24 protein-coding genes and 1 pseudogene are annotated in these 24365 nt (G+C 72.2%); 12 read left to right on the top strand and 13 right to left on the bottom strand.

The annotated features are described in order from the left end of the window. The first annotated feature begins 12 nt into the window (after window positions 1–12). Window positions 13–720, top strand: a complete 708-nt coding sequence (locus HHX31_RS16320) for a (2Fe-2S)-binding protein (RefSeq protein WP_169949119.1) — start codon at window positions 13–15, stop codon at window positions 718–720. A gap of 6 nt (window positions 721–726) precedes the next feature. Here HHX31_RS16320 and HHX31_RS16315 read toward each other — a convergent pair whose 3' ends face one another. Together HHX31_RS16315 and HHX31_RS16310 are read right to left on the bottom strand one after the other, a co-directional pair. Next, entirely contained in the window at window positions 727–1644 is a 918-nt protein-coding gene (locus tag HHX31_RS16315; protein ID WP_169949118.1) for an RNA polymerase sigma-70 factor, read from the bottom strand. Next, window positions 1641–2855, bottom strand: a complete 1215-nt coding sequence (locus tag HHX31_RS16310) for an NAD(P)/FAD-dependent oxidoreductase (protein ID WP_169949117.1) — start codon at window positions 2853–2855, stop codon at window positions 1641–1643. The genes HHX31_RS16315 and HHX31_RS16310 overlap by 4 nt, the downstream gene beginning before the upstream one ends. A 198-nt stretch (window positions 2856–3053) precedes the next feature. Between HHX31_RS16310 and HHX31_RS16305 the strand changes: the two genes are divergently transcribed. From HHX31_RS16305 to HHX31_RS16295, 3 genes are read left to right on the top strand one after another with little or no spacing between them, the layout of a single operon-like run. Next, window positions 3054–4508 carry a serine hydrolase gene (locus HHX31_RS16305; protein ID WP_169949116.1) on the top strand — a complete coding sequence of 485 codons (1455 nt, stop codon included), beginning with the start codon at window positions 3054–3056 and terminating at the stop codon, window positions 4506–4508. Further along, the gene (locus HHX31_RS16300) at window positions 4505–5584 is read left to right on the top strand and encodes a histidine kinase (RefSeq protein ID WP_311931823.1); all 1080 of its coding nucleotides are present in this window, start codon (window positions 4505–4507) and stop codon (window positions 5582–5584) included. The genes HHX31_RS16305 and HHX31_RS16300 overlap by 4 nt, the downstream gene beginning before the upstream one ends. After that, window positions 5581–6240, top strand: coding sequence for a response regulator transcription factor (locus tag HHX31_RS16295; protein ID WP_169949115.1), 660 nt, complete (start codon window positions 5581–5583; stop codon window positions 6238–6240). Before HHX31_RS16300 ends, HHX31_RS16295 begins: the two co-directional genes overlap by 4 nt. Window positions 6241–6290: 50 nt before the next feature. Here HHX31_RS16295 and HHX31_RS16290 read toward each other — a convergent pair whose 3' ends face one another. From HHX31_RS16290 to HHX31_RS16260, 7 genes are read right to left on the bottom strand one after another with little or no spacing between them, the layout of a single operon-like run. Next, a complete protein-coding gene (locus HHX31_RS16290) occupies window positions 6291–6500 on the bottom strand; it encodes a hypothetical protein (protein WP_169949114.1) in 210 nt (69 codons plus the stop codon). Window positions 6501–6556: 56 nt separating this feature from the next. After that, window positions 6557–7225 (bottom strand): response regulator, encoded by a 669-nt coding sequence (locus tag HHX31_RS16285; protein WP_169949113.1) that lies wholly within the window; start codon window positions 7223–7225, stop codon window positions 6557–6559. Then, window positions 7222–9807, bottom strand: a complete 2586-nt coding sequence (locus tag HHX31_RS16280) for a DUF4118 domain-containing protein (protein WP_169949112.1) — start codon at window positions 9805–9807, stop codon at window positions 7222–7224. Before HHX31_RS16280 ends, HHX31_RS16285 begins: the two co-directional genes overlap by 4 nt. Window positions 9808–9813: 6 nt before the next feature. Then, window positions 9814–10677 carry a potassium-transporting ATPase subunit C gene (locus HHX31_RS16275; protein ID WP_169949281.1) on the bottom strand — a complete coding sequence of 288 codons (864 nt, stop codon included), beginning with the start codon at window positions 10675–10677 and terminating at the stop codon, window positions 9814–9816. Window positions 10678–10691: 14 nt separating this feature from the next. After that, complete coding sequence (kdpB, locus tag HHX31_RS16270; protein WP_169949111.1) at window positions 10692–12836, bottom strand: potassium-transporting ATPase subunit KdpB; 2145 nt, start codon at window positions 12834–12836, stop codon at window positions 10692–10694. Beyond that, a complete protein-coding gene (kdpA, locus tag HHX31_RS16265) occupies window positions 12836–14497 on the bottom strand; it encodes a potassium-transporting ATPase subunit KdpA (RefSeq protein ID WP_169949110.1) in 1662 nt (553 codons plus the stop codon). The genes kdpB and kdpA overlap by 1 nt, the downstream gene beginning before the upstream one ends. After that, a complete protein-coding gene (locus HHX31_RS16260; RefSeq protein ID WP_169949109.1) occupies window positions 14497–14586 on the bottom strand; it encodes a K(+)-transporting ATPase subunit F in 90 nt (29 codons plus the stop codon). The genes kdpA and HHX31_RS16260 overlap by 1 nt, the downstream gene beginning before the upstream one ends. A 321-nt stretch (window positions 14587–14907) precedes the next feature. On the opposite strand from HHX31_RS16260, the gene HHX31_RS16250 reads away from it, so the two are divergent. The 7 genes from HHX31_RS16250 to HHX31_RS35695 all read left to right on the top strand — a co-directional run bounded on the left by HHX31_RS16250 (window position 14908) and on the right by HHX31_RS35695 (window position 20731). Continuing rightward, window positions 14908–15354 (top strand): DUF3147 family protein, encoded by a 447-nt coding sequence (locus HHX31_RS16250; RefSeq protein WP_169949107.1) that lies wholly within the window; start codon window positions 14908–14910, stop codon window positions 15352–15354. After that, entirely contained in the window at window positions 15351–15836 is a 486-nt protein-coding gene (locus tag HHX31_RS34365; RefSeq protein ID WP_169949106.1) for a DUF3147 family protein, read from the top strand. Before HHX31_RS16250 ends, HHX31_RS34365 begins: the two co-directional genes overlap by 4 nt. Before the next feature lie 227 nt (window positions 15837–16063). Further along, window positions 16064–17338 carry a cytochrome ubiquinol oxidase subunit I gene (locus HHX31_RS16240; RefSeq protein WP_169949105.1) on the top strand — a complete coding sequence of 425 codons (1275 nt, stop codon included), beginning with the start codon at window positions 16064–16066 and terminating at the stop codon, window positions 17336–17338. A gap of 43 nt (window positions 17339–17381) precedes the next feature. Beyond that, a complete protein-coding gene (gene cydB, locus HHX31_RS16235; protein ID WP_169949104.1) occupies window positions 17382–18395 on the top strand; it encodes a cytochrome d ubiquinol oxidase subunit II in 1014 nt (337 codons plus the stop codon). A 104-nt stretch (window positions 18396–18499) separates the two neighbouring features. Then, window positions 18500–19369 carry an MEDS domain-containing protein gene (locus HHX31_RS16230; RefSeq protein ID WP_169949103.1) on the top strand — a complete coding sequence of 290 codons (870 nt, stop codon included), beginning with the start codon at window positions 18500–18502 and terminating at the stop codon, window positions 19367–19369. Further along, complete coding sequence (locus tag HHX31_RS16225; RefSeq protein WP_169949102.1) at window positions 19359–20162, top strand: STAS domain-containing protein; 804 nt, start codon at window positions 19359–19361, stop codon at window positions 20160–20162. The genes HHX31_RS16230 and HHX31_RS16225 overlap by 11 nt, the downstream gene beginning before the upstream one ends. Before the next feature lie 35 nt (window positions 20163–20197). Next, window positions 20198–20731, top strand: coding sequence for a hypothetical protein (locus HHX31_RS35695; protein WP_169949101.1), 534 nt, complete (start codon window positions 20198–20200; stop codon window positions 20729–20731). A gap of 122 nt (window positions 20732–20853) precedes the next feature. Here the strand turns inward: HHX31_RS35695 and HHX31_RS35690 are convergent. From HHX31_RS35690 to HHX31_RS16205, 3 genes and pseudogenes are all read right to left on the bottom strand, one after another. Continuing rightward, window positions 20854–21036 (bottom strand): annotated as a pseudogene (locus tag HHX31_RS35690) (theronine dehydrogenase); the annotation flags it as partial. A gap of 54 nt (window positions 21037–21090) precedes the next feature. Continuing rightward, the gene (locus tag HHX31_RS16210) at window positions 21091–21219 is read right to left on the bottom strand and encodes a glycoside hydrolase family 15 protein (RefSeq protein WP_396711103.1); all 129 of its coding nucleotides are present in this window, start codon (window positions 21217–21219) and stop codon (window positions 21091–21093) included. Window positions 21220–21454: 235 nt separating this feature from the next. Further along, window positions 21455–21835, bottom strand: a complete 381-nt coding sequence (locus HHX31_RS16205) for a helix-turn-helix domain-containing protein (RefSeq protein WP_169949100.1) — start codon at window positions 21833–21835, stop codon at window positions 21455–21457. On the opposite strand from HHX31_RS16205, the gene HHX31_RS16200 reads away from it, so the two are divergent. Next, window positions 21814–22776 (top strand): NAD(P)-dependent oxidoreductase, encoded by a 963-nt coding sequence (locus tag HHX31_RS16200; protein WP_283244516.1) that lies wholly within the window; start codon window positions 21814–21816, stop codon window positions 22774–22776. The genes HHX31_RS16205 and HHX31_RS16200 overlap by 22 nt on opposite strands. A gap of 118 nt (window positions 22777–22894) precedes the next feature. Here HHX31_RS16200 and argG read toward each other — a convergent pair whose 3' ends face one another. Beyond that, on the bottom strand, window positions 22895–24343 hold the full coding sequence (argG, locus tag HHX31_RS16195) for an argininosuccinate synthase (protein WP_169949098.1): 1449 nt from the start codon (window positions 24341–24343) through the stop codon (window positions 22895–22897). Window positions 24344–24365: the final 22 nt, after the last annotated feature.

The following is a 24365-nucleotide window of genomic DNA, read 5'->3' as shown; positions in this document are numbered from 1 at the left end:
CAAGGAGTGCGTGTGCTGCTCGACGCCCTTTCCGACCATCTGGAAGGCCTCGCGGCGGAGCGGGACGGCGTGCTGGGGGTCCCGCCCCGGCTGATCGCCGACGACTCCCCCGGGTGGATCCCCGCCTCGTCCCTCGTGCGGGAGCCGTACGAGGGTCTGCTCGCGCTGGTGGACGAGACGGCGGCCCGCTGGAGCGCGCCGCGTCACGTGGCGGCGGCGCTGCTGTGGAAGACGTACGGCTACTGGCACACGATGCCGATGGCCCTGGGCTGGGGTCTCGGCCGCCGGGTGCCGCTGATGCGCCTGGCCGACACGATGCTCAAGCCGTCCGCGGCCGGGGTGACGGTGGCGGCGTCCCGGGTGACCGTGGCCGTGCTGCCCGGCGACCCGCTGGCCGGGACCGAGGGCACCGTCGTCGTCCCCGACCTCACGACTGCCATCAGGGAAGCGCTGCTGGAAGGCCAGCATCCGATCATCAGAGCCCTCAGTGCCGCGACCAAGGTGGGCGAGCGCACCCTGTGGGGGTCCACCGCGGAGGCGTTCGCCCATCCGCTGCTCACCCTCGGGTCGTACGACGACGTCGCCCGGCTGCTCGCCGAGATCGGGCCGCCGGTGGCGGGACTGCTGGAGCCCGACGGCGACGGATACCGCCGCCGCACGTGCTGCCTGTGGGTGACGCTGCCCGACGCCGACCCCTGCTCCACCTGCTGCGTACGCTGACCGGGCTCACCGCGTGCGGAGGCTCCGGGCGGTGCCGTCGGCGATCGCCTGGAGTTTGTCCGGGTTGGCGACGTTGTGAATGGTGGTGATCCGGCCGCCGGCGTCGAAGTCGAAGGTGACCGTGGCGATCACACGGCCCTGACCGCGGAAGACGATGCCGGGACCGCCGTTGATCTCGGCGAGCTGTGCGTCCATGTCGGCGGGCTCGACGCCCTGGTAAGCGACGTCGCCGATGGCCGCGAACCAGGCGGCCACCGTCGCCGCGCCCACGACCGGGCGCATGGCCTGGCGGACCTTGCCGCCGCCGTCCGTCCACAGGGTGACGTCGGGAGAGAGCAACTCCATCAGCGCGTTGACGTCACCGCCGGTCGCGGCGGCGAAGAAGCGCTCGGTGACCGCGCGCTGCCGCGAACGGTCGGCGGCGAAGCGCGGCCGCCGCGCCCGCACGTGCTCCCGGGCGCGGTGCGCGGCCTGCCGCACCGCGGCCTCCGTACGGCCGACCGCCTCCGCGATCTCCGCGTGGCTGAAGCCGAAGACCTCCCGCAGCACGAACACCGCCCGCTCGATCGGGCTGAGCGTCTCCAGCACCACGAGCATCGCCATCGACACCGACTCGGCGTCCACGACGGCCTCGGCGGCGTCTCCGCTGGTCAGGACGGGCTCCGGAAGCCACGGCCCCACATAGGCCTCACGCTTGCGCCGCGTGGAGCGCAGCCGTTCCAGCGCAACGTTCGACACGATCCGCGTCAGGTACGCCTTCGGGTCGGCCACCCGCGAGCGGTCGGCCGCCGACCAGCTGATCCAGGCGTCCTGGACCGCGTCCTCGGCGTCGGCCGCGGTGCCGAGGATGCGGTAGGCCACCGAGAACAGCAGGTTCCGATGCCGGACGAACACCTGCTGGCCGGGGTCGGAGGTCTCGGTCACCGCGCCTCCCGGGTGAAACGGCCCCCGCGAGGCCAGAACGCGCCCGAGGCGGGCATCTTCTTCATGCGGCCCCACGTGGGCCAGGGGGAGGCGGTCACGGTCTCCTTGTATCGGACCGCGAGGCGGCCGGTCAGGTGCAGCCGCCGGGGGCTGTCGTCGGGGTGGGTGAACTGCACGACCGCGTCGTGCCTGCCCAGGCTGACCGGCGTGTGATAGTAGCCGAAGCGGAACGGCCTGGGCCGCCTGCCCTTCAGCGTCCGGACGATCGACACCGCGGCGTGCACACCGGTCGGCATGCCGCCCTGGCAGGTGCCGTGCATGACACCGTACCCCTGGCGGATCGCCGCCGCGTCGCCCACGGCGTACACGTCGGGGTGGGAGACCGAGCGCAGCGCGGCGTCGGTCACGATGCGGCCGCGTGCGTCGACGGTCAGCCCGGCGTCGGCCGGCAGCGGCGGCACCCGCGTGCCGCTCGCCCACAGGACCACGTCGGCCGCCACACTCCCCCCTCCGGCCAGCTCGACAGTGCAGGCCAGTTCGACACTGCCGGGCAGCACCTTCACCACCTCGGCCCCGCTGCGCACGGTCACGCCCAGGCGCTCCAGCGCGGCGTGCAGATACGCCTTGGCCTTGGGGTTCATGGCCGCGCCGGGCTCGGTGCGGCCCAGCAGCACGACGTTCAGCTCCGGGTGGCGCTCGGCGATCTCCGCGGCCGACTCGACGCCGGTCAGCCCGGTGCCGGCGACCACCACCGTGCCGCCGCCCAGGCGCGACAGCCGGCCGGCCAGCGCCTCGGCGTCCCTGGCGCCGTCCAGGGCGTACGCGTGCTCCCCGGCGCCCGGCACCGCCGTGGTGTCGGCCACGCCGCCCAGTGCGTACACCAGGGTGTCGTAGGTCAGGACGCGGGTGCCGTCGATGCGCACGGTCTTCGCGTCCGCGTCCAGTTCCGTCACCCGGCCCCGCTCGAAGTGCGCGCCCGTGCCCTCCAGCAGATCCGGGATGCTCAGCTCGTCGAGCCGCTGCCCGGTCGCCGCCACGTGCAGCCGCAGCCGCTCGGTGAACCGCTCCCGCGCGTTCACCAGGGTCACCCGCACGTCGTCCCTCCGCCTGACCCGCGACGCGAGCTGAATCGCCGCCGACAGGCCCGCGTACCCCGCGCCAAGGATCACCACCCGGTGTGCCGCCGCGCCGTCTTCTTTCCGTGCGCTCATCGCTTCCGCCTCCTCGATCGGCCGCTGACGACCACTGGATGGAATCGGCGAGCCCATACGTGACATACGTCCGATGTGACGCTCGCCACTGCCGCGCGGCTGAGGGTGAGCGACGCGAAGGGGCACTACTTTCGTAGGGGGTGATCGTGGCGGATCGCCGGATCTTTTCCCGGCTCCCGGTTCCTAGCGTCTTCTCGCATGAAACGGAAACTCGCCGGCCTGGCAGCGGGAGCATGCCTGGCCGTCCTCCCCCTGGTCGTGTCCCCTCCCGCCTCCGCCGCCGTGGCCCGCACGGTGGCGGAGCCGTCCGCGGCGGCCATCGACGCCTATCTCGCTGACTCCTTGGAATCCACGGCCCTGCCGGGGATGTCCGTCGTCGTCACCCACAACGGCAGGATCGTGCACGCGGCCGGGTACGGTCACGACTCGGCGGGCCGCCCGATCACGGCGGAGACCCCCATGCGCGTCGCCTCGGTCAGCAAGTCGTTCACCGCCATGGCCGTCATGACGCTGGTCGACGACGGCAGGATCACGCTGGACGAGCCCGTCGCCCGGCGGCTGCCCGAGTTTCGCATGGCCGACCCGCGAGCCCGCGCCATCACGGTGCGGCACCTGCTGAACCAGACGTCGGGCATCTCCGACGGAACGGTCGACCTCCGCGCGGCGGAGTCCGCGACGACCCTCTCCGGGTACGTGGCCGCGCTGGGCACCGGCACCCTGGCCGCGGACCCCGGCACGCGCTGGGCGTACTGCAACGTCAACTACGAGGTGGCCGCCCGGCTGGTCGAGGTCGCCGGCGGCATGAGCTTCGGCGAATACCTGAAGCGTCGCGTCTTCGGGCCTCTCGGGATGACCGGCAGTGCCGTCGGCGACCGGGTGGTCACGCCGTCCAGGGGATACAACTCGGTGTTCGACGCGTGGGTGCCACGGCAGGAACCGCGCGACTTCGGCGGCGGCTCCGGCGGCGTCGTCACCAACGCGGCCGACATGGGCAGGTGGCTGATCAGCCAGAACGGCCGGGGCAGGCAGATCGTGCGGCCGGAGAGCCTGACGACCATGCACACCTCGTCGGGCGTGAGTGACTACGGGATGGGCTGGGGCCGGGAGACGGTGAACGGCGCCGAACTGCTCACGCACGCCGGCAACCTGTTCACGTACACGGCCGTGGAGGCGATCGCTCCTGACACGGGATACGGCTTCGCCGTCATGACCAACAGCGCCGGCCTCTACGACGACACCTACGACGTGCTCACCGGGCTCGTGGCGATGAGCCAGGGCAGGACTCCCGAGATGCCGGGCGGCGGCCGGCAGTGGACAGAACTGGTCCTCGGCCTGGTCACGCTGGCCGCGGCGGGGCTGGGCGTGCTGGGCGCGCTGCGGTCGCGCCGCTGGGCGGGCCGGCGCGCCGGGAGTCCCGCCCTGCGGATCGGGCTGCGCGTGATCCCGGTGCTGTTGCCGGTCGCGCTGCTCGCGCTGTATCCGACGCTGATCTCGTTCCTCATGAACGGCCGCACCGTCACCTGGGCGCAGCTCACCTACTTCGCCGCGCCTCTGACGATCGCGTTCGCCGTCGCGGCCGTCTCGGGTGCGGTCACCGCCGTGCTCCGGCTGCTCCGGCTGCTCAAGCTGAGATCGGTAGTGTCGTCGCGGTGAGGAACCGTACGATCCTGGCGGCGATCGCCGTGGCCGGCGTCGTCAACGGGCTGCACCTCGACCACGTCCCGGCCTGGCGGCAGTCGCTGTTCGCCATGCTGGCCCTCGCCGCCTATCTCCACGGACGTCACCTGCCAGAACGGCGTGACTGGCTCGTGCTGGTCGTCGCCGCGATCCCCGGGGCCGTCTTCGTCGTACCGGACTTCTGGGTCGGCGCGACCGCGCTGATGGCCCTCGGGATCTTCGTGGTGCTCCCGTGGCTGGCCGGTCGCTTCCGGCGGCAGCAGGCGGAGCTGGTGCGGGCGGGCCTGGAACGGGTCACCAGGCTCGAACGCGAACAGGAGTTGATCGCGGAACGCGCCAGGCTCCGCGAGCGCGCCCGCATCGCCGCCGACATGCACGACTCGCTCGGCCACGAACTCGCGCTGATCGCGCTGCGCGCCGGAGCGCTCGAACTGGCCGCCGACATGATCGGGCGGAACCGGGAGGCGGCCGCTCGGCTGCGGGAGTCCGCGGTCACCGCGACCGACCGGCTCCGCCGTACCGTCGGGGTGCTGCGCGCCCCCGCCACGGACGACGCGGGCCGGGTCCCCACCGAGCCGCCGGACGAGACCGTCGAGGCGCTGGTGGACCGGGCGCGCGGCGCCGGGATGGCGGTGGATCTCCGGTACGACGGAGCGCGCGGCAGCCTGCCGCCGCTGGTGGACAGGGCCGTGCACCGGGTGGTGCAGGAGTCGTTGACCAACGCCGCCCGGCACGCGCCCGGCGCCGATGTGCTCGTCCACATCGAGCGGAGCGCGGAGGCGGTCGTGGTCACGGTCCGCAACCCCGTGGCCGGGGCCGTGGCCGGGCCGGCGGGCGGCGGAAGCGGTCTGGCGGGTCTGCGCGAGCGGGCGCGTCTGCTCGGCGGCACGCTGCGCGCCGGGCCGCAGGACGACGGGTTCGCCGTCACGGCCCGCTTCCCGAGCCGCCCCGAGGAAGCCGGCCCTGAGGAAGCCGGCCACGAGAAAAGCCCCGAGGAAGGCCCCGGCCGGGGTGGCGGCGAAGGGCGAGGGAAGATCGAGGTGCGCCGGTGATCCGCGTGGTGCTGGCCGACGACGAGGCCATGATCAGGGTGGGTGTGAGGTCGATCCTCACCACCGATCCGGAGATCACGGTGGTGGCCGAGGCCGCCGACGGGCACGAGGCGATCGAACTGGTGCTCGCGCACCGGCCACACGTCGTGCTTCTCGACATCCGCATGCCCCGGCTCGACGGCCTGGCGGCCGTGGCCGAGCTGCGCGCCGCCGCTCCCGAGGTCGCGATCATCATGCTGACCACGTTCGACGAGGACGAGTACGTCTCCCGGGCCCTCGCCGAGGGAGCCGCCGGGTTCCTGCTCAAGGCCGCCGACCCGCGCGAGCTGATCATCGGGGTGCGGGCGGTCGCCGGTGGCGCGGCGTACCTGTCGCCGAGGATCGCGCACAAGGTCATCACGCGGCTGAGTGGCGGCCGGCTCGCCAGGGCGGCCACCGCGCGCAGGCAGGTCGAGACCCTGACCCCGCGGGAGCGCGAGGTGCTCGCCCTCGTCGGCCGCGGAATGTCCAACCAGGACGTCGGCCGCGAGCTCTTCCTCTCCGAGGGCACCGTCAAGTCCCACGTCAGCGCGATCCTGCTGCGGCTCGGCCTGGACAACCGCGTCCAGGCCGCGATCGTCGCCTACGAGGCCGGCCTGGTCTACTCCGATTCCTGAGCCGTTGCTCCCGCCTCGGCAGGGTGCCGCGCGCGACGCGGCCGGCGTCGTCAGCCCGCGAACGTCTCCGGCTGGGCAGCGGCGGATTCGTTTCGCCGTACGGCGGCGGCCCGGGCTGCGAGGAGCGCCGACAGGGCCTCGCAGTCGTCCGCGGTGAGCGGCGCGAAGGGGAGCAGGTAGAGCCTGCCCCCGGGACCGTCGACCAGCTCGACCGGCAGGGAACGGGTGGGCACCTCGATCGGCGCGGTGGTGGGGGTCATGATGCAAGCGATTCTTCCGCACGCGACCGACATTCCCGCGCTCCCGCGACGGCGCGTCAGGGGACGAAGCGGTAGCCCATGCCCGGCTCGGTGATCAGGTGGACGGGATGGGCGGGGTCCTTCTCCAGCTTGCGCCTGAGCTGGGCCATGTACTGGCGCAGGTAGTGCGTCTCCTTGACGTACCGCACGCCCCATACCTCGCTCAGCAACTGCCGCTGGCCGATCAGCTTGCCGGGGTTGCGGACGAGCAGTTCGAGGATGCGCCACTCGGTCGGGGTCAGCCGTACGTCGCCTGAGACGGTCTTGCCCGCCAGGTCGACCTCGTGGTCCCCGATCCGCACGCGGGCGGGCTCGCTCTCCCTGGAACCGGTGCGCCGGGTGACCGCCCGCACGCGGGCCAGCAGTTCGTCCACCCCGAAGGGCTTGGTGACGTAGTCGTCCGCCCCGGCGTCCAGCGCGTCGATCTTGTCCTGGTTGCCGGTGCGCCCGGACAGCACGATGATCGGCACGGTGCTCCACCCGCGCACTCCGTGGATGACGTCGACTCCGTCCATGTCGGGCAGCCCGAGGTCCAGCACGATCAGGTCGGGGCGCCGGTCCGCGGCCTCGCGCAGCGCCGAGCCGCCGTCGACCGCGACGGCGACCTCGTATCCGCGCGCGGCGAGGTTGATCCGCAAGGCGCGCAGGATCTGCGGCTCGTCGTCGACGACGAGGATCCGGCTCATGGCGCTCCACCGCCCAGCTCCAGCGGAAGCCCGGGCGTCTCGTCGGTGTGCACGGCGACGGGCAGGGTGACGACCATGGTCAGCCCTCCCCCTGGGGTCTCGTCGGGTGTCAGCTCTCCTCCCATCGCCTCGGTCAGCCCGCGTGCCAGGGCCAGGCCAAGCCCGACCCCGGTGTGGTTGTCCCTGTCCCCTTGACGCTGGAACGGCAGGAAGATCCGGTCGTAGGCGTCGGGGGGCACGCCGGGCCCACGGTCGATTATCCGGATCTCGGCCCGCTCGCCGTACCTGCTGGCGGTGACGAGCACGCTCTCCCCCGCGGGGGTGTAGCGGACGGCGTTGGCGACGACGTTGGCGAGCACGCGTTCGAGCAGCGCCGGGTCGGCGACGACCTCGGGGAGGTCGTGCGGGATGTCGATCCTCACCTCGCCCGCGAGCGGCCCGAGGTCGTCGAGCGCCCGGGGCACGATCTCCTCGACGGCGACCGGCTGCGCGGCCACGCCCAGCACCCCCGCCTGCAGGCGGCTCATGTCGAGCAGGTTCGCCACCAGGCGGTCGAGCTTGGCCAGCGACTCGTCCGCGGTCTCCAGCAGTTCGGCGCGGTCCATGGCGGACCACTCGACGTCGGTGGCGCGCAGGCTCTCCACGGCGGCCTTCGCGGCGGCCAGTGGGGTGCGCAGGTCGTGGCTGACCGCGGCGAGCAGCGCGGTGCGCATCCTGTCGGCCTCGGCGAGCGACCCGACCTGCCCTGCCTCCTCCTCCAGCCGTTCCTGCCGCAGCGCGACGGCCACCTGCGCGGCGAACGCCTCGATCACCCGGCGCTCGGATGCGTCGAGCAGCCGGCCGCGCGCGGCGAGCACGAGGTCGCCGCTGTCGACGTCCACGTCGGCGTCGGCGGCGTCCGGGCAGATGCACGGCTCTCCTCCCGACGTGGCGATGATCCGCCAGGACGCCGGGTCGGACCGGTCGTCAGGTCCCTGCCCCGCCTCGCGGCGCCGTTCCAGCAGCGTGACCGAGGCCAGGCCGAACGTCTCCCGCGTACGCGCGAGCAGGGAGAGCACGGCGGCCTCGCCGCGCAGCACGTGCCCGGCCAGCGCGGACAGGATCTCCGCGTCCGCCCCGGCGCGGGCCGCCTCCCTCGTACGGCGGGCCGCGACATCCACGATCATGCTGACCGCCGCCGCGACGAACACGAAGACGACCAGGGCGAAGAGGTTCTCCGGGTTGGCGATCGTCAGGGTGTGCGTCGGCGGGGTGAAGAAGAAGTTGAGCAGCAGGGAGGCGGCGACCGCCGCCGTGATCGCCGGCCACATGCCGCCGATCAGCGCCACGCCCACGACGCTGGTCAGGAACAGCAGGATGAAGCTCGGCAGCGCCAGCGTGCCCCGGAAGGGCAGCAGGACGACGGCGAGCAGCGGCAACCCGGTGAGGGCGGCGGCCCACCCCGCCAGCCTGCGCCTGCGGGTGAGCGCCGCCCGCGACCGCTGCGGGCTCTCCCGCCCCTTCTTGGCGTGCTCGTGCGTGATCATGTGGACGTCGATCGAGCCGGACATCGCGGTCGTCTCTACGCCCACCCCCCTGCTGAAGACCTGGGCGAACCGGCCGCGCCTGGAGGCGCCGAGCACGAGCTGGGTGGCGTTGACGCCGCGGGCGAACTCCAGCAGCGCCCGCGGCACGTCGTCGCCCACCACCTGGTGGTAGGTGCCGCCCATGCTCTCCACGAGGGCGCGCTGGCGCGCCAGCAGCGCGGGATCGCCCCCGTCCAGCCCGTCCGCGCGGATGACGTGGACGGCGAGCAGGTCAGCGCCCTTGGTGCGGGCGGCGATGCGGGCGGCCCGCCGGACGAGGGTGTCGCCCTCGGGGCCCCCGGTCAGCGCGACGACGACCCGCTCGCGCGCCTCCCACGTGTCGGCGATGCCGTGCTCGGCGCGGTAGCGGTCGAGCTGCTCGTCCACCTCGTCGGCGAGCCACAGCAGGGCCAGCTCGCGCAGCGCGGTGAGGTTGCCGACGCGGAAGTAGTTGGCGAGCGCGGCGTCCACCTTCTCCGGCAGGTACACGTTGCCGTGCGCGAGCCGCCGCCGCAGCGCCTCGGGGGTCATGTCGACCAGCTCGACCTGGTCGGCCCGCCGTACGACCTCGTCGGGCACGGTCTCGCGCTGCGGGACGCCGGTGATGTGCTGGACGACGTCGTTGACCGACTCCAGGTGCTGGATGTTCACGGTGGAGATCACGTCGATGCCGGCGTCGAGGAGCTCGACGACGTCCTGCCAGCGCTTGGCGTTGCGCGAACCGGGCACGTTGGTGTGCGCCAGCTCGTCGACCAGGGCGACCTGGGGCCGCCGGGCGATGACCGCCTCGACGTCCAGCTCGGTGAAGACCACCCCGCGGTACGTCAGCGTCCTGCGGGGCACGATTTCCAGCCCTTCCAGCAGCCGCTCGGTGCGCACACGGCCGTGGGTCTCCACCAGGCCGACCACGACGTCCGTGCCGCGTTCCCCGCGGCGGTGCCCCTCGCAGAGCATCGCGTACGTCTTGCCGACCCCCGGTGCCGCGCCGAGGTAGATCCGCAGCCGCCCGCGTGGCATGGCCGCTCACCTCTCCCTGTCGAGGGCCAGATTGAGCTCCAGCACGTTCACCACGGGCTCCCCCATGAAGCCGAGGGCACGGCCGGTCGTGTGCGCCCTGACCAGTGCCCGCACCCTGCGCACGTCCAGCCCGCGTGCCCCGGCCACCCGTGGGGCCTGCAACTCGGCGTACGCGACGGAGATGTGCGGGTCGAGTCCGCTGCCGCTCGCCGTCACCGCGTCCGGCGGCACGACCGCGTGGGCGTCTCCCCGCACCGCCACCGTACGTCCGGCCGAGTAGTCCTCGCCGCGTCGGCCGCACTCGACCCGCACGCCCTGGTACGCGGCGACGAACGGCGCGGCCGGGCACGGCTGGTTGACGCTGACGACCCGGGTGGGCGCGCCGACTGCGGGGAAGACCTTGAGCACCGCGCCGACGCCGTCCGGGGTGCAGTACGGCCTGGCCCCGCTGACGCCCTCCAGTTCGCCCACCGCCTTGGACCGGGCGCACACCTGGGTGAGCAGGGAGGCCCTGCCCTTCCTCGCGGCCTGGTCCGCCGCCCGGGGGTCCGGCGGCAGGTCGACGACGTCCTGCGGGCCGAGGTTGCTCGCGCCCGAGGCCAGCGGGTCGTAGCCGCCCGCCGATGGACGGCTCTGGAAGTACTTCCTGACCGGGGCCCCGTCCCTGCCGGTGAAGCTCTGGCCGATGAGGGCGCTGCCCACGTCCCTGCCGTCCGCGCGCACGATCGAGCCGCCCGCGCGGTGGGGGAGCAGGACCCGGGCGACGCCGGTGACCAGCAGGGGATACAGCCCGCCGAGTATCACCGTCAGCACGGCGAGGACCCGGACCGCCGCGAGGTGCGGGCGCAGCGGCTTCGGCAGGCGTTCCATCAGGTTTCCAGCCATCAGGACATCCCCGGGAGGAACCGGACAAGCAGGTCGATGAGCTTGATTCCGACGAACGGCGTGACGACGCCGCCGAGACCGTAGACGTAGAGGTTGCGGCTGAGCAGCTTCGAGGCGCTGGACGGCCGGTAGCGCACACCGCGCAGGGCCAGGGGGATGAGGGCCACGATCACCAGGGCGTTGAAGACGACCGCCGACAGGATGGCCGACTGCGGGCTGTGCAACCGCATGACGTTCAGCGTGTCCAGGCCCGGATAGACCGCCGCGAACACGGCCGGGATGATCGCGAAATACTTGGCGATGTCGTTGGCGATCGAGAACGTGGTCAGCGCCCCCCGCGTGATCAGCAGTTGCTTGCCGATCTCGACGATCTCGATGAGCTTGGTCGGGTTGGAGTCGAGGTCGACCATGTTCCCGGCCTCCTTGGCGGCGGAGGTGCCGGTGTTCATCGCCACACCTACGTCGGCCTGCGCCAGCGCCGGGGCGTCGTTGGTGCCGTCGCCGGTCATCGCCACCAGCCGCCCGCCCTCCTGCTCCTTGCGGATCAGCGCGAGCTTGTCCTCCGGCGTCGCCTCGGCCAGGAAGTCGTCCACCCCCGCCTCGCGGGCGATGGCCCCCGCCGTCATCGGGTTGTCGCCCGTGATCATGATGGTGCGGATGCCCATCCGGCGCATCTCGTCGAACCGCTCCCGCATGCCCTGTTTGACCACGTCCTTGAGATGGATCACCCCGAGCACCCTGGCCGTGCCGCCGCGCACCTCGCCGACGACGAGCGGCGTGCCGCCCGAGGCGGAGATCCCGTCCACGAGGTGCCCAACGTGCCCGGTGGGGTGGCCACCGTTGTCGCGCACCCACTTCATCACCGAGGTCGCGGCGCCCTTGCGGACCTGCCGGCCGTCCACGTTCACCCCCGACATGCGGGTCTGGGCGGTGAACGCGATCCACTCCGCGTGGGCCAGCTCTCCCGGCCGGCGTTCACGCAGGTCGTAGGCTTGCTTGGCGTGCACGACGATCGAACGCCCCTCGGGGGTCTCGTCGGCCAGGCTCGCCAGCTGCGCCGCCTCGGCCAGGTCGAGCTCGGGGACGCCCTCTGCGGGGACGAACTGCGACGCCTGCCGGTTGCCCAGCGTGATCGTGCCGGTCTTGTCCAGCAGCAGCGTGCCGACGTCGCCGGCCGCCTCCACCGCCCGCCCGCTCATGGCCAGCACGTTGCGCTGCACCAGGCGGTCCATGCCGGCGATGCCGATGGCCGACAGCAACGCCCCGATCGTGGTCGGGATCAGGCAGACCAGCAGCGACACGAGTACGACCCCGCTCACCCCGTCGGCGCCGAGCGCGGCAGTGTCCGGCATGCCGGGGTTCTGGGCCTTGGAGTAGATCGCCAGCGGCTGCATCGTCACCGTGGCGACCAGGAAGATCACCGTGAGCGCGGCCAGCAGGATGTTGAGCGCGATCTCGTTGGGGGTCTTCTGCCGGTCCGCCCCCTCGACCAGGGCGATCATCCGGTCGACGAAGCTCTCCCCCGGCTTGCCGGTGATCCGTACGATGATCCGGTCCGACAGGACCTTCGTGCCGCCCGTGACGGCGGAACGGTCACCGCCTGACTCGCGGATCACCGGCGCGGACTCCCCGGTGATGGCCGACTCGTCCACGCTGGCGATGCCCTCGACCACGTCGCCGTCGCCCGGGATGACCTCGCCGGCCTCGACGACCACCAGGTCGCCCTGCCGCAGGTCCTGGGCGCCGACGACGTCCCACGCGCCCGAATCCCAGGTGCCCGAATCCCAGGTGCCCGGATCCCAGGTGCCGGGTTCCCGGGGTTCTCGCAGGCGCCGGGCCGTGGTGTCGCGCCTGGACGCCCGCAAAGTGGCGGCCTGGGCCTTGCCCCGCCCCTCCGCCACCGCCTCGGCCAGGGTGGCGAACACCACGGTCAGCCACAGCCAGACCGTGATCGCCCAGGAGAACGCCGAAGGGGTGGCGATCGCCAGGCCCGTGGTGAGGAACGCGCCGATCTCGACGACGAACATGACGGGGTTGCGCCACAGCGCCGCCGGGTTGAGCTTGCGTACGGCGTCGGGCAGCGACCGCACGAGCTGCCGGGGATCGAGCAGGCCGCTACCCCCGCGCCCCGCCGGGCCCGGCATCAGGACAGTCCTTCCGCGAGCGGCGCGAGCGCGAGCGCCGGCAGGAACGTGAGGGCGACGAGGATGACGGTGACTCCGGCCACCATCCCGACGAACTGCGCGCGGTGGGTGGGCAGCGTCCCCGCGGAGGCCGGCACCGGCGCCTGCCTGGCCAGCGACCCGGCCAGGGCGAGGATGAAGACGATCGGCAGGAACCGGCCGAAGGCCATGCACAGGCCGAGCGCGACGCACCACCAGGGCGAGCCCCCCGAGATCCCGGCGAAGGCCGACCCGTTGTTGGCCGCCGCGCTGGTGAACGCGTAGAGGACCTCGGAAAGCCCGTGCGGCCCGCCGTTCAGCATGGCCGCGAGACCCGCCCGATTGCCCATCGCAGCGGCCGTGCCCGCGAGCACGAGTGCCGGGGTGACCAGAAAGTAGAGCGAGGCCAGCTTGATCTCGCGCGCGCCGATCCGCTTGCCGAGATACTCCGGCGTACGGCCCACCATCAGACCGGCGACGAAGACGGTGATCACCGCCAGCACGAGCATGCCGTACAGGCCGGATCCCGCGCCGCCCGGCGCGACCTCGCCGAGCATCATGTTCAGCATCGTCATCATGCCGCCGAGCGGCGTGAACGAGTCGTGGGCGGAGTCGGTGGCGCCGGTCGAGGTCAGCGTGGTGACGGCGGCGAACGTGGCCGAGCCGGGCACGCCGAAGCGGACCTCCTTGCCCTCCATCGCCGCGCCCGCGGCCTGGGGGACCGTCGCCGCGCCGGAGAGCTCGAAGACGTTCGTCGCGAGCACGCTCACCAGGGCGATCACCACCATGACGGCGAGGATCGCGTGCCCCTGCCGCACCTGGCCGACCAGGCGGCCGAACGTGCGCGGCAGCGCGACGGGGATCGCCAGCAGCAGGACGATCTGCAGCCAGTTCGTCCAGCCCGACGGGTTCTCGAAGGGATGCGCGGAGTTGGCGTTGTAGAAGCCGCCGCCGTTGGTGCCGAGCTCCTTGATGGCCTCCTGACTCGCCACCGGGCCCCCGGTGATCGCCTGGGTGCCGCCGGTCAGCGTCGTCACCCCGTGTGGCCCCGCGAGGTTCTGCACCACGCCCCCCGCGACCAGGACCAGCGCGGCCACGAACGCGATCGGCAGCAGGACCCGGAACGTGCCGCGGACGAGATCCACCCAGAAGTTGCCGATGGTGTCGGCCTGCCTGCGGGCGAACCCCCGCACGAGCGCGACCGCCACGGCCATGCCGACCGCCGCCGACACGAAGTTCTGCACCGCGAGCGCGGCCATCTGCACCAGATGGCCCATGGCGACCTCGCCCGGGTACGCCTGCCAGTTCGTGTTCGTCACGAAGCTGACGGCCGTGTTCCAGGCGACGTGGGCGGGGACCGGGGGCCGTCCGAGGCCGAGGACCAGCCGGTCCTGCAGGCGCTGCAAGCCGTACACGACCAGCACGGAGACCGCGGAGAAGGCCAGCAGGGCCCGCGCGTAGACGGCCCAGGGCTGCTCGGCGTCCGGCCGCACGCCGGCGAGGCGGTAGACGACGCGCTCGGCCGCGCTGTGGCGCGTGCCGGTGTAGACGCGGTACATGTAGTCGCCCAGCAGCGGGTAGACGACGGCGAGCACCGCGACGACGGACAGCACGAGCACGGTCCCCGCCGCTGCCGCGCCCATCAGAAGCGCTCCGCGAACAGCAGGGCCGCGACCATGAAGACCAGCAGCGCCGCGGCCACCCCCAGGCCGACGGCGTTGGTCACGCTCACAGGCGGTCCACCGCCCGCACGACCAGTCCGAAGATCGTGAACACCGCGATCGTCAGAGCGACGAAGATGACATCCGCCATCCGCACTCCCCGGTTGTGGTTACGTCCGCCGGCGTACGACGGTCTCAGCACAAGGAAAGTCCGATTACGGGGGAATTCGGCAGGTCTTGACGGCTTCCATACGGGTTCGAACCGAGTATTGACGACCTCTGTACGCGGCCCACGCCGGGGGTTTCGGGCAGGTCCCCGCCGGAAATCAACGCGGTTCGACCGGCGAGCGGCGCCCCCCGGACACGTGTCGGATCGGCGGAGGGGGCGCGGCGTGGGTGAGGTCACCGGCCTGGTCGTGGAGGTCGTCCTGAAGGCGCTGGCCGGAGGCGTCTTCGTGCTCGCCTTCGCGGCGCTGGCCCAGACGCTGACGCCCAAAAGGCTCGCCGGGGTCTTCTGCGCCGCCCCTTCCGTGGCCCTGGCCAGCCTCATCGTCACCGCCGGAATCGCCGGGGCGCCCGGCGTCCTCGCCTCGGCCCGTGGCATGCAGATCGGCGCGGTCGGTTTCACCCTCTACTGCCTGATCGCCGTTCCCCTGGTGCGCAGGTGGGGCGCGTGGTGGGGAGCGTTGGCCGCGCTCGCCGTGTGGGGCGTCGTCGCGCCCGCGGGATACCTGCTGGCGCCGCAGGGCCTGCTCGGCGTACGGACCACGGGGGTCCCCGCGCCGCTGCCCCAGCCGCCGTCCCTGGACCTCGGCATGCCATCGGTGCGCCTGTCGTGAGCGCCCGTCGTGGCGACGGCCAGGCTCCCGGCGACGGGTGCCGTAACGAGCACCATGACGAGCACCATGACGAGCACCGTGATGAGCACAGCGACGGACGCAGGGCGCGGCTGCGGCTCGGTGAGCTGAGGCGGCCGCCCTGGCGCGACTGGGCGGTCCGCTTCGCGTTCGGCGCCGGAGTGTCGGCGCTCGCCGGGGTGGTGTCCGTGCTGGCCGGCCCGCGCGCGGGCGGGCTCTTCCTCGCGTTTCCGGCGATCCTGCTGGCGAGCGTCACCCTCGTCGCCAAGGAGGAAGGTGAGCGCCAGGCCGGGCAGGACGTCGGGGGCGCGACCTTCGGCGCCCTCGGCCTGATCGGCTTCGCCGTCGTCGTGGCGGCCACGGTGACCGTCTGGCCGCTGTGGCTGTCCCTCACGATCGCCACCGCGACCTGGGCGGCCCTCTCCCTGAGCCTGTACGCCGCCGTGACCCGGCTCCGCCGCTGACCTGGCCCACGACCCGATTTCACGAGAGCGTCCGGCTGACGGCGGCACTCGATCACCGCCCGGCATCCGTCTCGGCCGCCCGGTGCGAGGCGGCCGATCACCTGCCGCGAAGCGTGGCGGTGAGGGATATGATCCATCAGCTCTTGCGGATTTTGCGAGGAAAGGGCTGATTTGTCACTCCTTCACCCACCCCGCACCTCGCCCCGCCGGGTGACGGGCGGACACCGATGACGGACGAGGCGCTGGCGCGCCTCCAGTTCGCGACGACGGCCGGTTTCCACTGGCTGTTCGTGATGCTCACCCTCGGCCTCGCCCCGCTGATCGCGGTCATGCACACCCGGCACGCCCTCGGGGGCGCGCCGCTCATGGAGCGCATGACCCGGTTCTGGGGCCAGATCTACGTCGTGAACTACGTGCTGGGCATCGTCACCGGCCTGGTCATGGAGTTCCAGTTCGGGCTCGCCTGGAGCGGGCTGGCCGACTACGCGGGCAACGTCTTCGGCGCCCCGCTCGCGCTCGAGACGATCGTCGCCTTCTTCGCCGAGTCCACCTTCCTGGGCATGTGGATCTTCGGCTGGGGGAAGCTGCCCAAGGCGGTGCACGTCACGTTGATCTGGCTGGTCACCCTCACCGCGTACGCCTCGGCGTACTGGATCATGGTGGCCAACGGGTTCCTGCAGCACCCGGTCGGGCACGAGGTGCGCGGCGGCGTCGCCCGCCTCGTCGACTTCGGCGCCATGCTCACCAACCCCAACGCGATCAACGCGCTGGTGCACGCCGCCACCGCCGCGCTGATGACCGGCGGCGTGTTCGTGGCGGGGGTGAGCTCCTACCACTTCCTCAAGCGCACGGCGGAGCGGGAGTTCTTCCGCGCGTCGCTCCGGCTCGGCCTGTTCGTGGCCGCGCCCGCGGCGTCGGTGGCGCTCTACTACGGCTTCGTGCAGATTCCGACGCTCGTGGACACCCAGCCCATGAAGGCGGCGACCCTCCAGGGCCATGTCGACGACATCGGCTCCCTGCGGGTCGAGGACGTGCAGGCCCAACTGGTGCAGCGGTTCGGCGCGGGGGACTACCGGCCGCCCTCCTGGATCGCCACCGCCTTCGACGTCATGCAGGACACCGGTTATCTGATCTTCCTGCTGGTCGTCGTGGCCCTCGTCCTGCTCCACCGCGACCGGTACCTCCGCTTCCGCCCTGCGGCGTACCTGATGCTGGTCGCGATTCCCCTGCCCTTCGTCGCCGCGTTCGGCGGATGGCTGCTGCGCGAGGTGGGACGCCAGCCGTGGCTGGTGTACGGCGAGCTCACGACGGCCGCCGCACGGTCGCCCGTCGGCTCGATGACGGCGTCCCTGGTCCTGTTCTGCGGGGTCTTCCTCGCACTGGCGGTCGCCGACTGGGCGCTGATCGCCCGGTACGCCCGCCGCGGCCCGGCCGACACCGACCTGGGCGGATCCCCCAGTGACGGGCAGGCGGACCGGCCCGCCGCGTCGCTCGCCCTGTAGCAGTCCTCCCCGAAGTAGCCCGCACTGTGAAAGAGGAGCCCCCGTGACTCTCGGACCCGCGTGGCCCGCCCTGCTCGGGCTGCTGCTCGCCGGCTACTTCGTCCTGGCCGGTCTCGACTACGGCGTGCAGATGCTCACCCCCCGGTTCGGCCGTGACGACCGCGAGCGGCGGGCGCTGCTCAACGCCTTCGGCCCGTTCTTCCTCGGCAACGAGGTCTGGCTGGTGGTCGCGGCCGGGGTCCTGTTCGGCGCCTTCCCCTTCCTGGAGGGGCGGCTGCTGCCGGGGATGTACTTCCTGTTCGCGGCGATCCTGGCCGCGATCGCCGTCGGCAATGCCGCCGTGCAGTTGCGCGGTCACCACCGGGGCGCCTCGGCGCGCCGGCTCTGGGATGGGTTGATCTTCCTGGGCGGGCTGGTCCCCGCCGCGGGGTGGGGGCTCGTGACCGGCCGCCTCCTCGCGGGGGTGCCGCTTGACGCCAGGAACGCCTTCTCGCTCGGACCCGCCGACTTGGTCCACCCCTTCGTACTGCTGTGCTCCGCCACGACCACGGCGGTGTTCGTCGCGCACGGGGCGTCGTTCCTGGCCTGGCGGACCGGCGGCGAGCCGGGCGCGCGGGCGGCGAGGGCCGGCCGCCGCGCCCTGCTCGTCGCGGCCGTGGCTGCCGCCGCCGTCATCGTCGCCGGCTTCCTCTCCTCGGCGCGGCACGCCCTCGTCAACGCGTGGCCCGCCCTCGTGGCCGGCGTCGCCCTGGTGGTCGTGCTCCTCGTCGCGGCGGCGCTGCTGCGGGCGGGTCACCCAGGCCGCGCCTTCTGCGCGACCTCGTGCGCGGCCGCCCTGCCCGTCGTCGCCCTCGGCGCGGGCCTGCATCCCTTCGCGCTGGTCTCCTCAAGCGCCCCGGGCACCGGCCTGCGACTGGCGGAGACGATGGCGGAGGCGGGCACCCTGCGGATCCTGGCGGGCTTCGCCGTGGTCCTGGTGCCGCTGCTGGTGATCTCCCAGGCCTGGAACTGGTGGCTGTTCCGCGACCGGGCCGGCCGTACGCCGATGCACCTGTAGCTCCTGCCTCCGGTCGATACCGATCTTGACGAGTGCCGGTTACTAGGATGGGTAGCCCGATGAGACGGTAGGCGAACAGGAACCCGCCTGGGGGTGGTGGATCGGTGACCGTCAGCGCAGAGGTGCAGATCACGGATCTGGCGATCAACGACCACGCCTGTCTGACCTTCGGCGAGCCGGAGGAACTGCTCGACCTCACCGCGGCGTACGTACGTGACGGGCTGTCGGGCGGGCTGCGGGTCGTCTGGCTGTGCGAGGAGCCGCCGGCGGCGATGGCCGAGCTGAGCCGCCGCGGGATCGCCGTGCGGTCCGCCACCGCGAGCGGGCGGATGGACGTCGTCGCCTCCCAGGAGGGCCTGCTTTCCGGGCAGGCCTTCAGCGTGGATCACGCGATGGGGTGGCTGATCTCCCAGATGGAGCTGACCGCGCGCGAGGGCTACGCGGGGCTCCGGGTGGCCCTCGACATGGGCTGGGCGCTGCGGCCGGTCTGCGGCGTGGAGCAGCTTCCCGCCTTCGAGGAGAAGATCGCGACGGCGCTGCCGGACAGCGGCGTGTCCGTGCTCTGCCAGTACGACCGCGAACGCTTCGACCCGGTGACCCTCGCCTCAGTCTCCCCGTTCCACACGCGCGCGGTCGCCACGGCCACCTACCACGACGACCCGCTGCTGCGCATCTGCCGCCAGTACGCGCCGCCCGGCATCCGCATGGCGGGGCAGATCGACCGGGCGGCCGAGGACCCTCTGGCCCTGGCGCTGAGCGAGGCGATCAGATCCGACGGCCCGGTCACGATCAACATGGCCGAGCTGTCCTTCATCGATCTGTCCTGCACCCGGACGATCATCGACGCGGCCCGGAGCCTGGCGCCCGCCCGCACGGTCGTCCTCCGCTGCAACCCCGCCATCGCGCCGAGATTCGTGCTTCTCGGCGCGCAGAGCCTGCCCGGGATCAGCCTGGTGACCGCGCATGAGCGATGACGGGACGATGATGAACCCCTCCCGCCTCGCCTCCGGCGCCGAGCGCGGGCGGCAGAAGCCCGCGACACCGGTGCCGATCCTCGACCAGCCGTTCGACCACGGCTCGCTCTACCCGCTGCGGGAGACGTTGCTGGCACACGCCGTGCACGCCGGGATGCCCCACGGCCGTGCCGTCGACCTGGTCCTCATCGTCCACGAACTCGCCACCAACGCAATCTTCCACGGGCCGGGAACCGGACGTTCGGTGATCTCTCAGCTCGGCGAAGTGCTGCGGTGCGAGGTGAGCGACACGGGCGCGTCCGGGCGCGACGCCGCCACGTGGCCAGTCCGGCACGGCCACGGCCTGTGGCTCGCCCGCTATCTGTCCGACCGGTTCACGATCGACTCCGGCCCGGAGGGAACGGTCGCAACGGCCGACTTCGCCCTCCCAGCGCCCGCGGCGCGCCGGTCCGCCGCCCTCCGGCCGCGCCACCTCGACTCGCACGTCATCCTGGAACTGGACGGCGCCCTCGACGAGCATGCCGCGCCGAAGGTCACCGAGATGGTCGGCGAACTCGTCTCCCGTACGCCGTCCCTGCGGCTGGTGGTGGATCTTTCCGCGGTGACCTACTGGGACAGCACGGGCATCACGGCTCTGATCATCACGCAGCAGCGGGTGTCGGCCACGGCGGGGATGGTTGTCCTGACCGGCCTCGCGCCGGACTTCGCCGAGCGCCTCGGCGAGCTGAGCCCGCTTCCGCTCACGACCTCGGAGACGCCCGCCAAGGCGGTCCACCTGTTTCCGCCTCCTTGAGGCGGCACCTGTGCTGAGATATCCGGATGAATCGGGTGAGGCAGGCAGTAGGCGAGATGCTGATCTACCTCTTCGCGGCCTTCCTGATCACCGGTGGCGTCCTGGCCTTCTCCTACGTGCCGAGCGGCGCGATGGTCACCTACGACGGCGGCTACGCGCCGCTGCGGGGCACGGAGATGTCCTCCGCCTACCACTCGATCCTCGACCTCAGCTTCGACGACCCCGGCGGCCTGTTCGCGCGGCAGGTGCACCACCGCTGCACAATCCTGCTCGGCCTCGGGACCGTCGTCTGGGCGCTGCTCGGCAGGTATCGGTACGCGCTGCCGGTGCTGGGCCTGGCGGCGCTCGCCGCGCTCGGCGGCTGGGGATCCGCCGACGACCTGCTGTCAGGGACCTTCCTCGCCAGGGTGCCGATCCCCGTCTGGTACGGCCTGCACCTCCTGGTGGCGGTCGCCGTGGCCGTCCTGCTGGTGGTCTCCTCCCGCCGGGAGGCCGCCCAGCAGCCCAGGACGGCCGGCTTCGTGGCGGTGACCCTCGGCCTCACCGCGATGCTGATCTTCACGCTGTGAGCGGGAGAGCCGTCACAACTCGACGACGGCCTTGACGTCCTCCGGCCCGGCGGTGAAGGCGTCCGGAACGACTCCAGCGGCACCCTGCGGGTGATCAGCCGGTTCAGCCAGGCGAGGTCGGCCTTGGCCAGGGCGTCGGCCGCGGTGGCGTAGTGGCCGCAGTTGGCGTTGACCGAGCCGATGAGCACGTCGGTCTCCAGCACAATGTCGCGGTTGAGGCTGCCCGCGTCGAGCGTGATCCGGTGGCCGGCTGAGGAGACGCCGGTGAGACAGACGATGCCGTACGGCGCGGTGTTGGCCGCCACGGCGAAGATGACCGGCCCCGCGCCGGTCGCCTCGATCACCACGTCGGGGCGCACCTAGCGGGTGGCGCGCCACCGATCCGCGGGCCCCTCCAGGCCGAATCGTTCGACGGCCCGCACGGCGCGGTCCAGGCCGGCCCACGCCATGACCTTGGAGTGCACGAAGTGGCGGCGGTCGCCGCGCACCTCCCCAGCCCGTTGTCCGGGTCGTCCGTAGTGGCCTTCCAGGACAGGGCCGAGCCACCCGGGGCAAAGAACACGTATGCGCTGGGCAAAGAACCGCTGATCGTGGGGGCGGGGCTTCACCGCCTACCCACCTTTTTGTGGGTACTTGTCGGCTGGGGCCGAGCGGCGTGAAGCTGGTTGCGGGCAGCCGGAAGGCGGCCCGATGCCAGGCGGGAACGGGGGTGACGGCGGTGTGTCAGGAGACCGGCAGGGGCCCTGCCTGCGCTTCCCCGGACGGCGCCTCCCGGGCCAGCCTCTCCAGGCGGCGATGTCCCCAGTCGGACAGCGGCGCCAGCGCCTGGGAGAGCTCCTGGCCGAAATCGGTCAGTGAGTACACCGTCTTCAGCGGGCGGCCGTCGTGCACCTCACGGTGCACCAGCCCGTCGGCCTCCATCTCCCTGAGCGTCTGAGTCAGCACCTTCTCGGTGAGGCCCGGCAGCCGCCGGACCAGCTCGCCGGGGCGACGCGGAGCGGATTCCAGGAGCCAGAGCAGGATCGTCTTCCACTTGCCGTCGATCACGGCGATCGCGGCGGTGACCCCGCAGACGTTCGGGTCTGCGGCACGGCTACGCGTCATCTTTCCATTCCGTTCAGCGCCATCGCTTTCATGCATGCAGGAGTCGAGACATGAGCCAGCACGCCCACCAGTCTGCCGTCACCGTGCTCGGCCTTGGGCCGATGGGCCAGGCCCTGGCCGGGGCCTTCCTCAACGCCGGCCTCCGGACCACGGTCTGGAACCGGACGCCGGGCAAAGATCTGCAGTTGGCCGAGCGGGGCGCGTACGGCGCTCCCACACCGGAGGCGGCTGTCGCCGCGAGCGAGCTGACCGTGATCTGCGTGGTGAACTACGACGCGGCGGACGCCGTCGTGCGGCGCGAGGCGGTCGCCGGCGCGCTCGGGGGACGCACGCTCGTGAACCTGACGGCCGACACGCCCGGCCGCGCCCGGAGCACCGCGGCCTGGGCAGCCCAGCACGGCATCGAATATCTCGACGGCGCGATCATGACGCCGACCACGACCATCGGCACCCCGGCCGCGGTGTTCCTGCACAGCGGCCCGGAGGAGCCATACCGGCGGCACCGGCCGGTGCTGGAGGCCCTCGGCGGCACGCACACCCATCTCGGCGAGGAGATCGGCCGGGCGGCGGCCTACGACATCGCGTTACTCGACGTCTTCTGGACCGCGATGGCGGGCTACGCGCACGCGCTGGCGGTGGCGCGGGCCGAAGGGGTGACCGCGCGGGAGCTGGCGCCGTTCGCCAAGGGCATCGGCGCGATCCTGCCGCCCATCTTCGAGGAGGCGGCGGCGGAAGTGGACAGCGGCGGGTTCTCCGGCGAGGGCAACCCGATCACCTCGGCGGCCTCGTCCATGGCCCACGTCGTCCATACCTCCGAGGCCCACGGCATCGACGCGAGTGTGATGCGCGCGGCCGAGGGCTGGGCCCGCCGCGTCATCGCAGAGGGCCACGGCGCCGACGGGTTCACCCGGATCACCGAGCTCCTCACCGCCCACGCTTGACCTGGCTTCCGGACGCCCCCGGTCCGGCTTGCCGACGTACCCGGCTTGCAGACGTCCCTGGCCCGGCTTGATGACGTCGAAGGGCGCCCGGCGACACCGGGCGCCCCAGTCGTGGTCGTCAGTCGGTGCCGAGCTCCATGGCTGCCTGGTCGAGCAGTTCCTCCTCCGTGGGGGCCTCACCGCGAGAGGCGATCACCTCGGCCCCGCCTTCGGCCATGGCGCCGATCAGCCCGGTCGAGGCCGCCTGCGCGGCGCCGATCAGGGCCGGCTGCTGGGTGCCGACCATGCCGAGCCTCGCGTACTGCTCCAGCTTGGCGCGGGAGTCGGCGATGTCGAGGTTGCGCATCGTCAGCTGCCCGATGCGGTCGACCGGGCCGAACGCGGAGTCCTCGGTGCGCTCCATGGAGAGCTTGTCCGGGTGGTAGCTGAACGCCGGTCCTGACGTGTTCAGCACCGAGTAGTCCTCACCGCGCCGCAACCGCAGGGTCACCTCGCCGGTCACCGCCATTCCGACCCAGCGCTGCAGCGACTCGCGCAGCATCAGCGCCTGCGGGTCCAGCCAGCGGCCCTCGTAGAGCAGCCTGCCCAGCCGCCGCCCCTCGATGTGGTAGCTGGCGAGGGTGTCCTCGTTGTGGATCGCGTTGACCAGCCGCTCGTAGGCCGCGTGCAGCAACGCCATGCCCGGCGCCTCGTAGATGCCGCGGCTCTTGGCCTCGATGATCCGGTTCTCTATCTGGTCGGACATGCCCAGGCCGTGCCGGCCGCCGATCGCGTTGGCCTCCAGCACCAGATCGACGGCGGAGGGGAACTCCTTGCCGTTGATCGTCACCGGACGTCCCTGCTGGAAGCCGATGGTGACGTCCTCGGCGGCGATCTCGGTGGCGGGGTCCCAGAAGCGCACACCCATGATGGGATCGACGATCTCGATGCCCGTGTCGAGGTGCTCGAGCGACTTGGCCTCGTGCGTCGCGCCCCAGATGTTCGCGTCGGTGGAGTAGGCCTTCTCCACGCTGTCCCGATAGGGCAGATCACGGACGAGCAGCCACTCGGACATCTCCTTGCGCCCGCCGAGCTCGTTGACGAAGTCGGCGTCCAGCCACGGCTTGTAGATCCGCAGCGAGGGGTTGGCGAGCAGGCCGTAACGGTAGAACCGCTCGATGTCGTTGCCCTTGAAGGTGGAGCCGTCTCCCCAGATCTGGACGCCGTCCTCGAGCATCGCGCGCACCAGCAGCGTGCCGGTGACGGCCCGCCCGAGCGGGGTCGTGTTGAAGTACGTACGACCACCGGACCTGATGTGGAACGCCCCGCAGGCCAGGGCCGCGAGGCCCTCCTCGACCAGAGCGGCCCGGCAGTCGACCAGCCGGGCGATCTCCGCGCCGTACGCGGTGGCTCGCCCGGGGACCGAGGCGATGTCTGGTTCGTCGTACTGGCCGACGTCTGCGGTGTAGGTGCACGGCACTGCACCCTTCTCCCGCATCCACGCGACCGCTACCGAAGTGTCGAGGCCACCGGAGAAGGCGATCCCGACACGCTCGCCGACAGGCAGAGAAGTGAGCACCTTGGACACGACTAGAATATATACACGGGAA

The sequence above is a fragment of the Microbispora sp. H11081 genome, from assembly GCF_012999535.1.
Classification (GTDB): domain Bacteria; phylum Actinomycetota; class Actinomycetes; order Streptosporangiales; family Streptosporangiaceae; genus Microbispora.
This window is presented reverse-complemented; position numbering and strand designations above follow the sequence as displayed.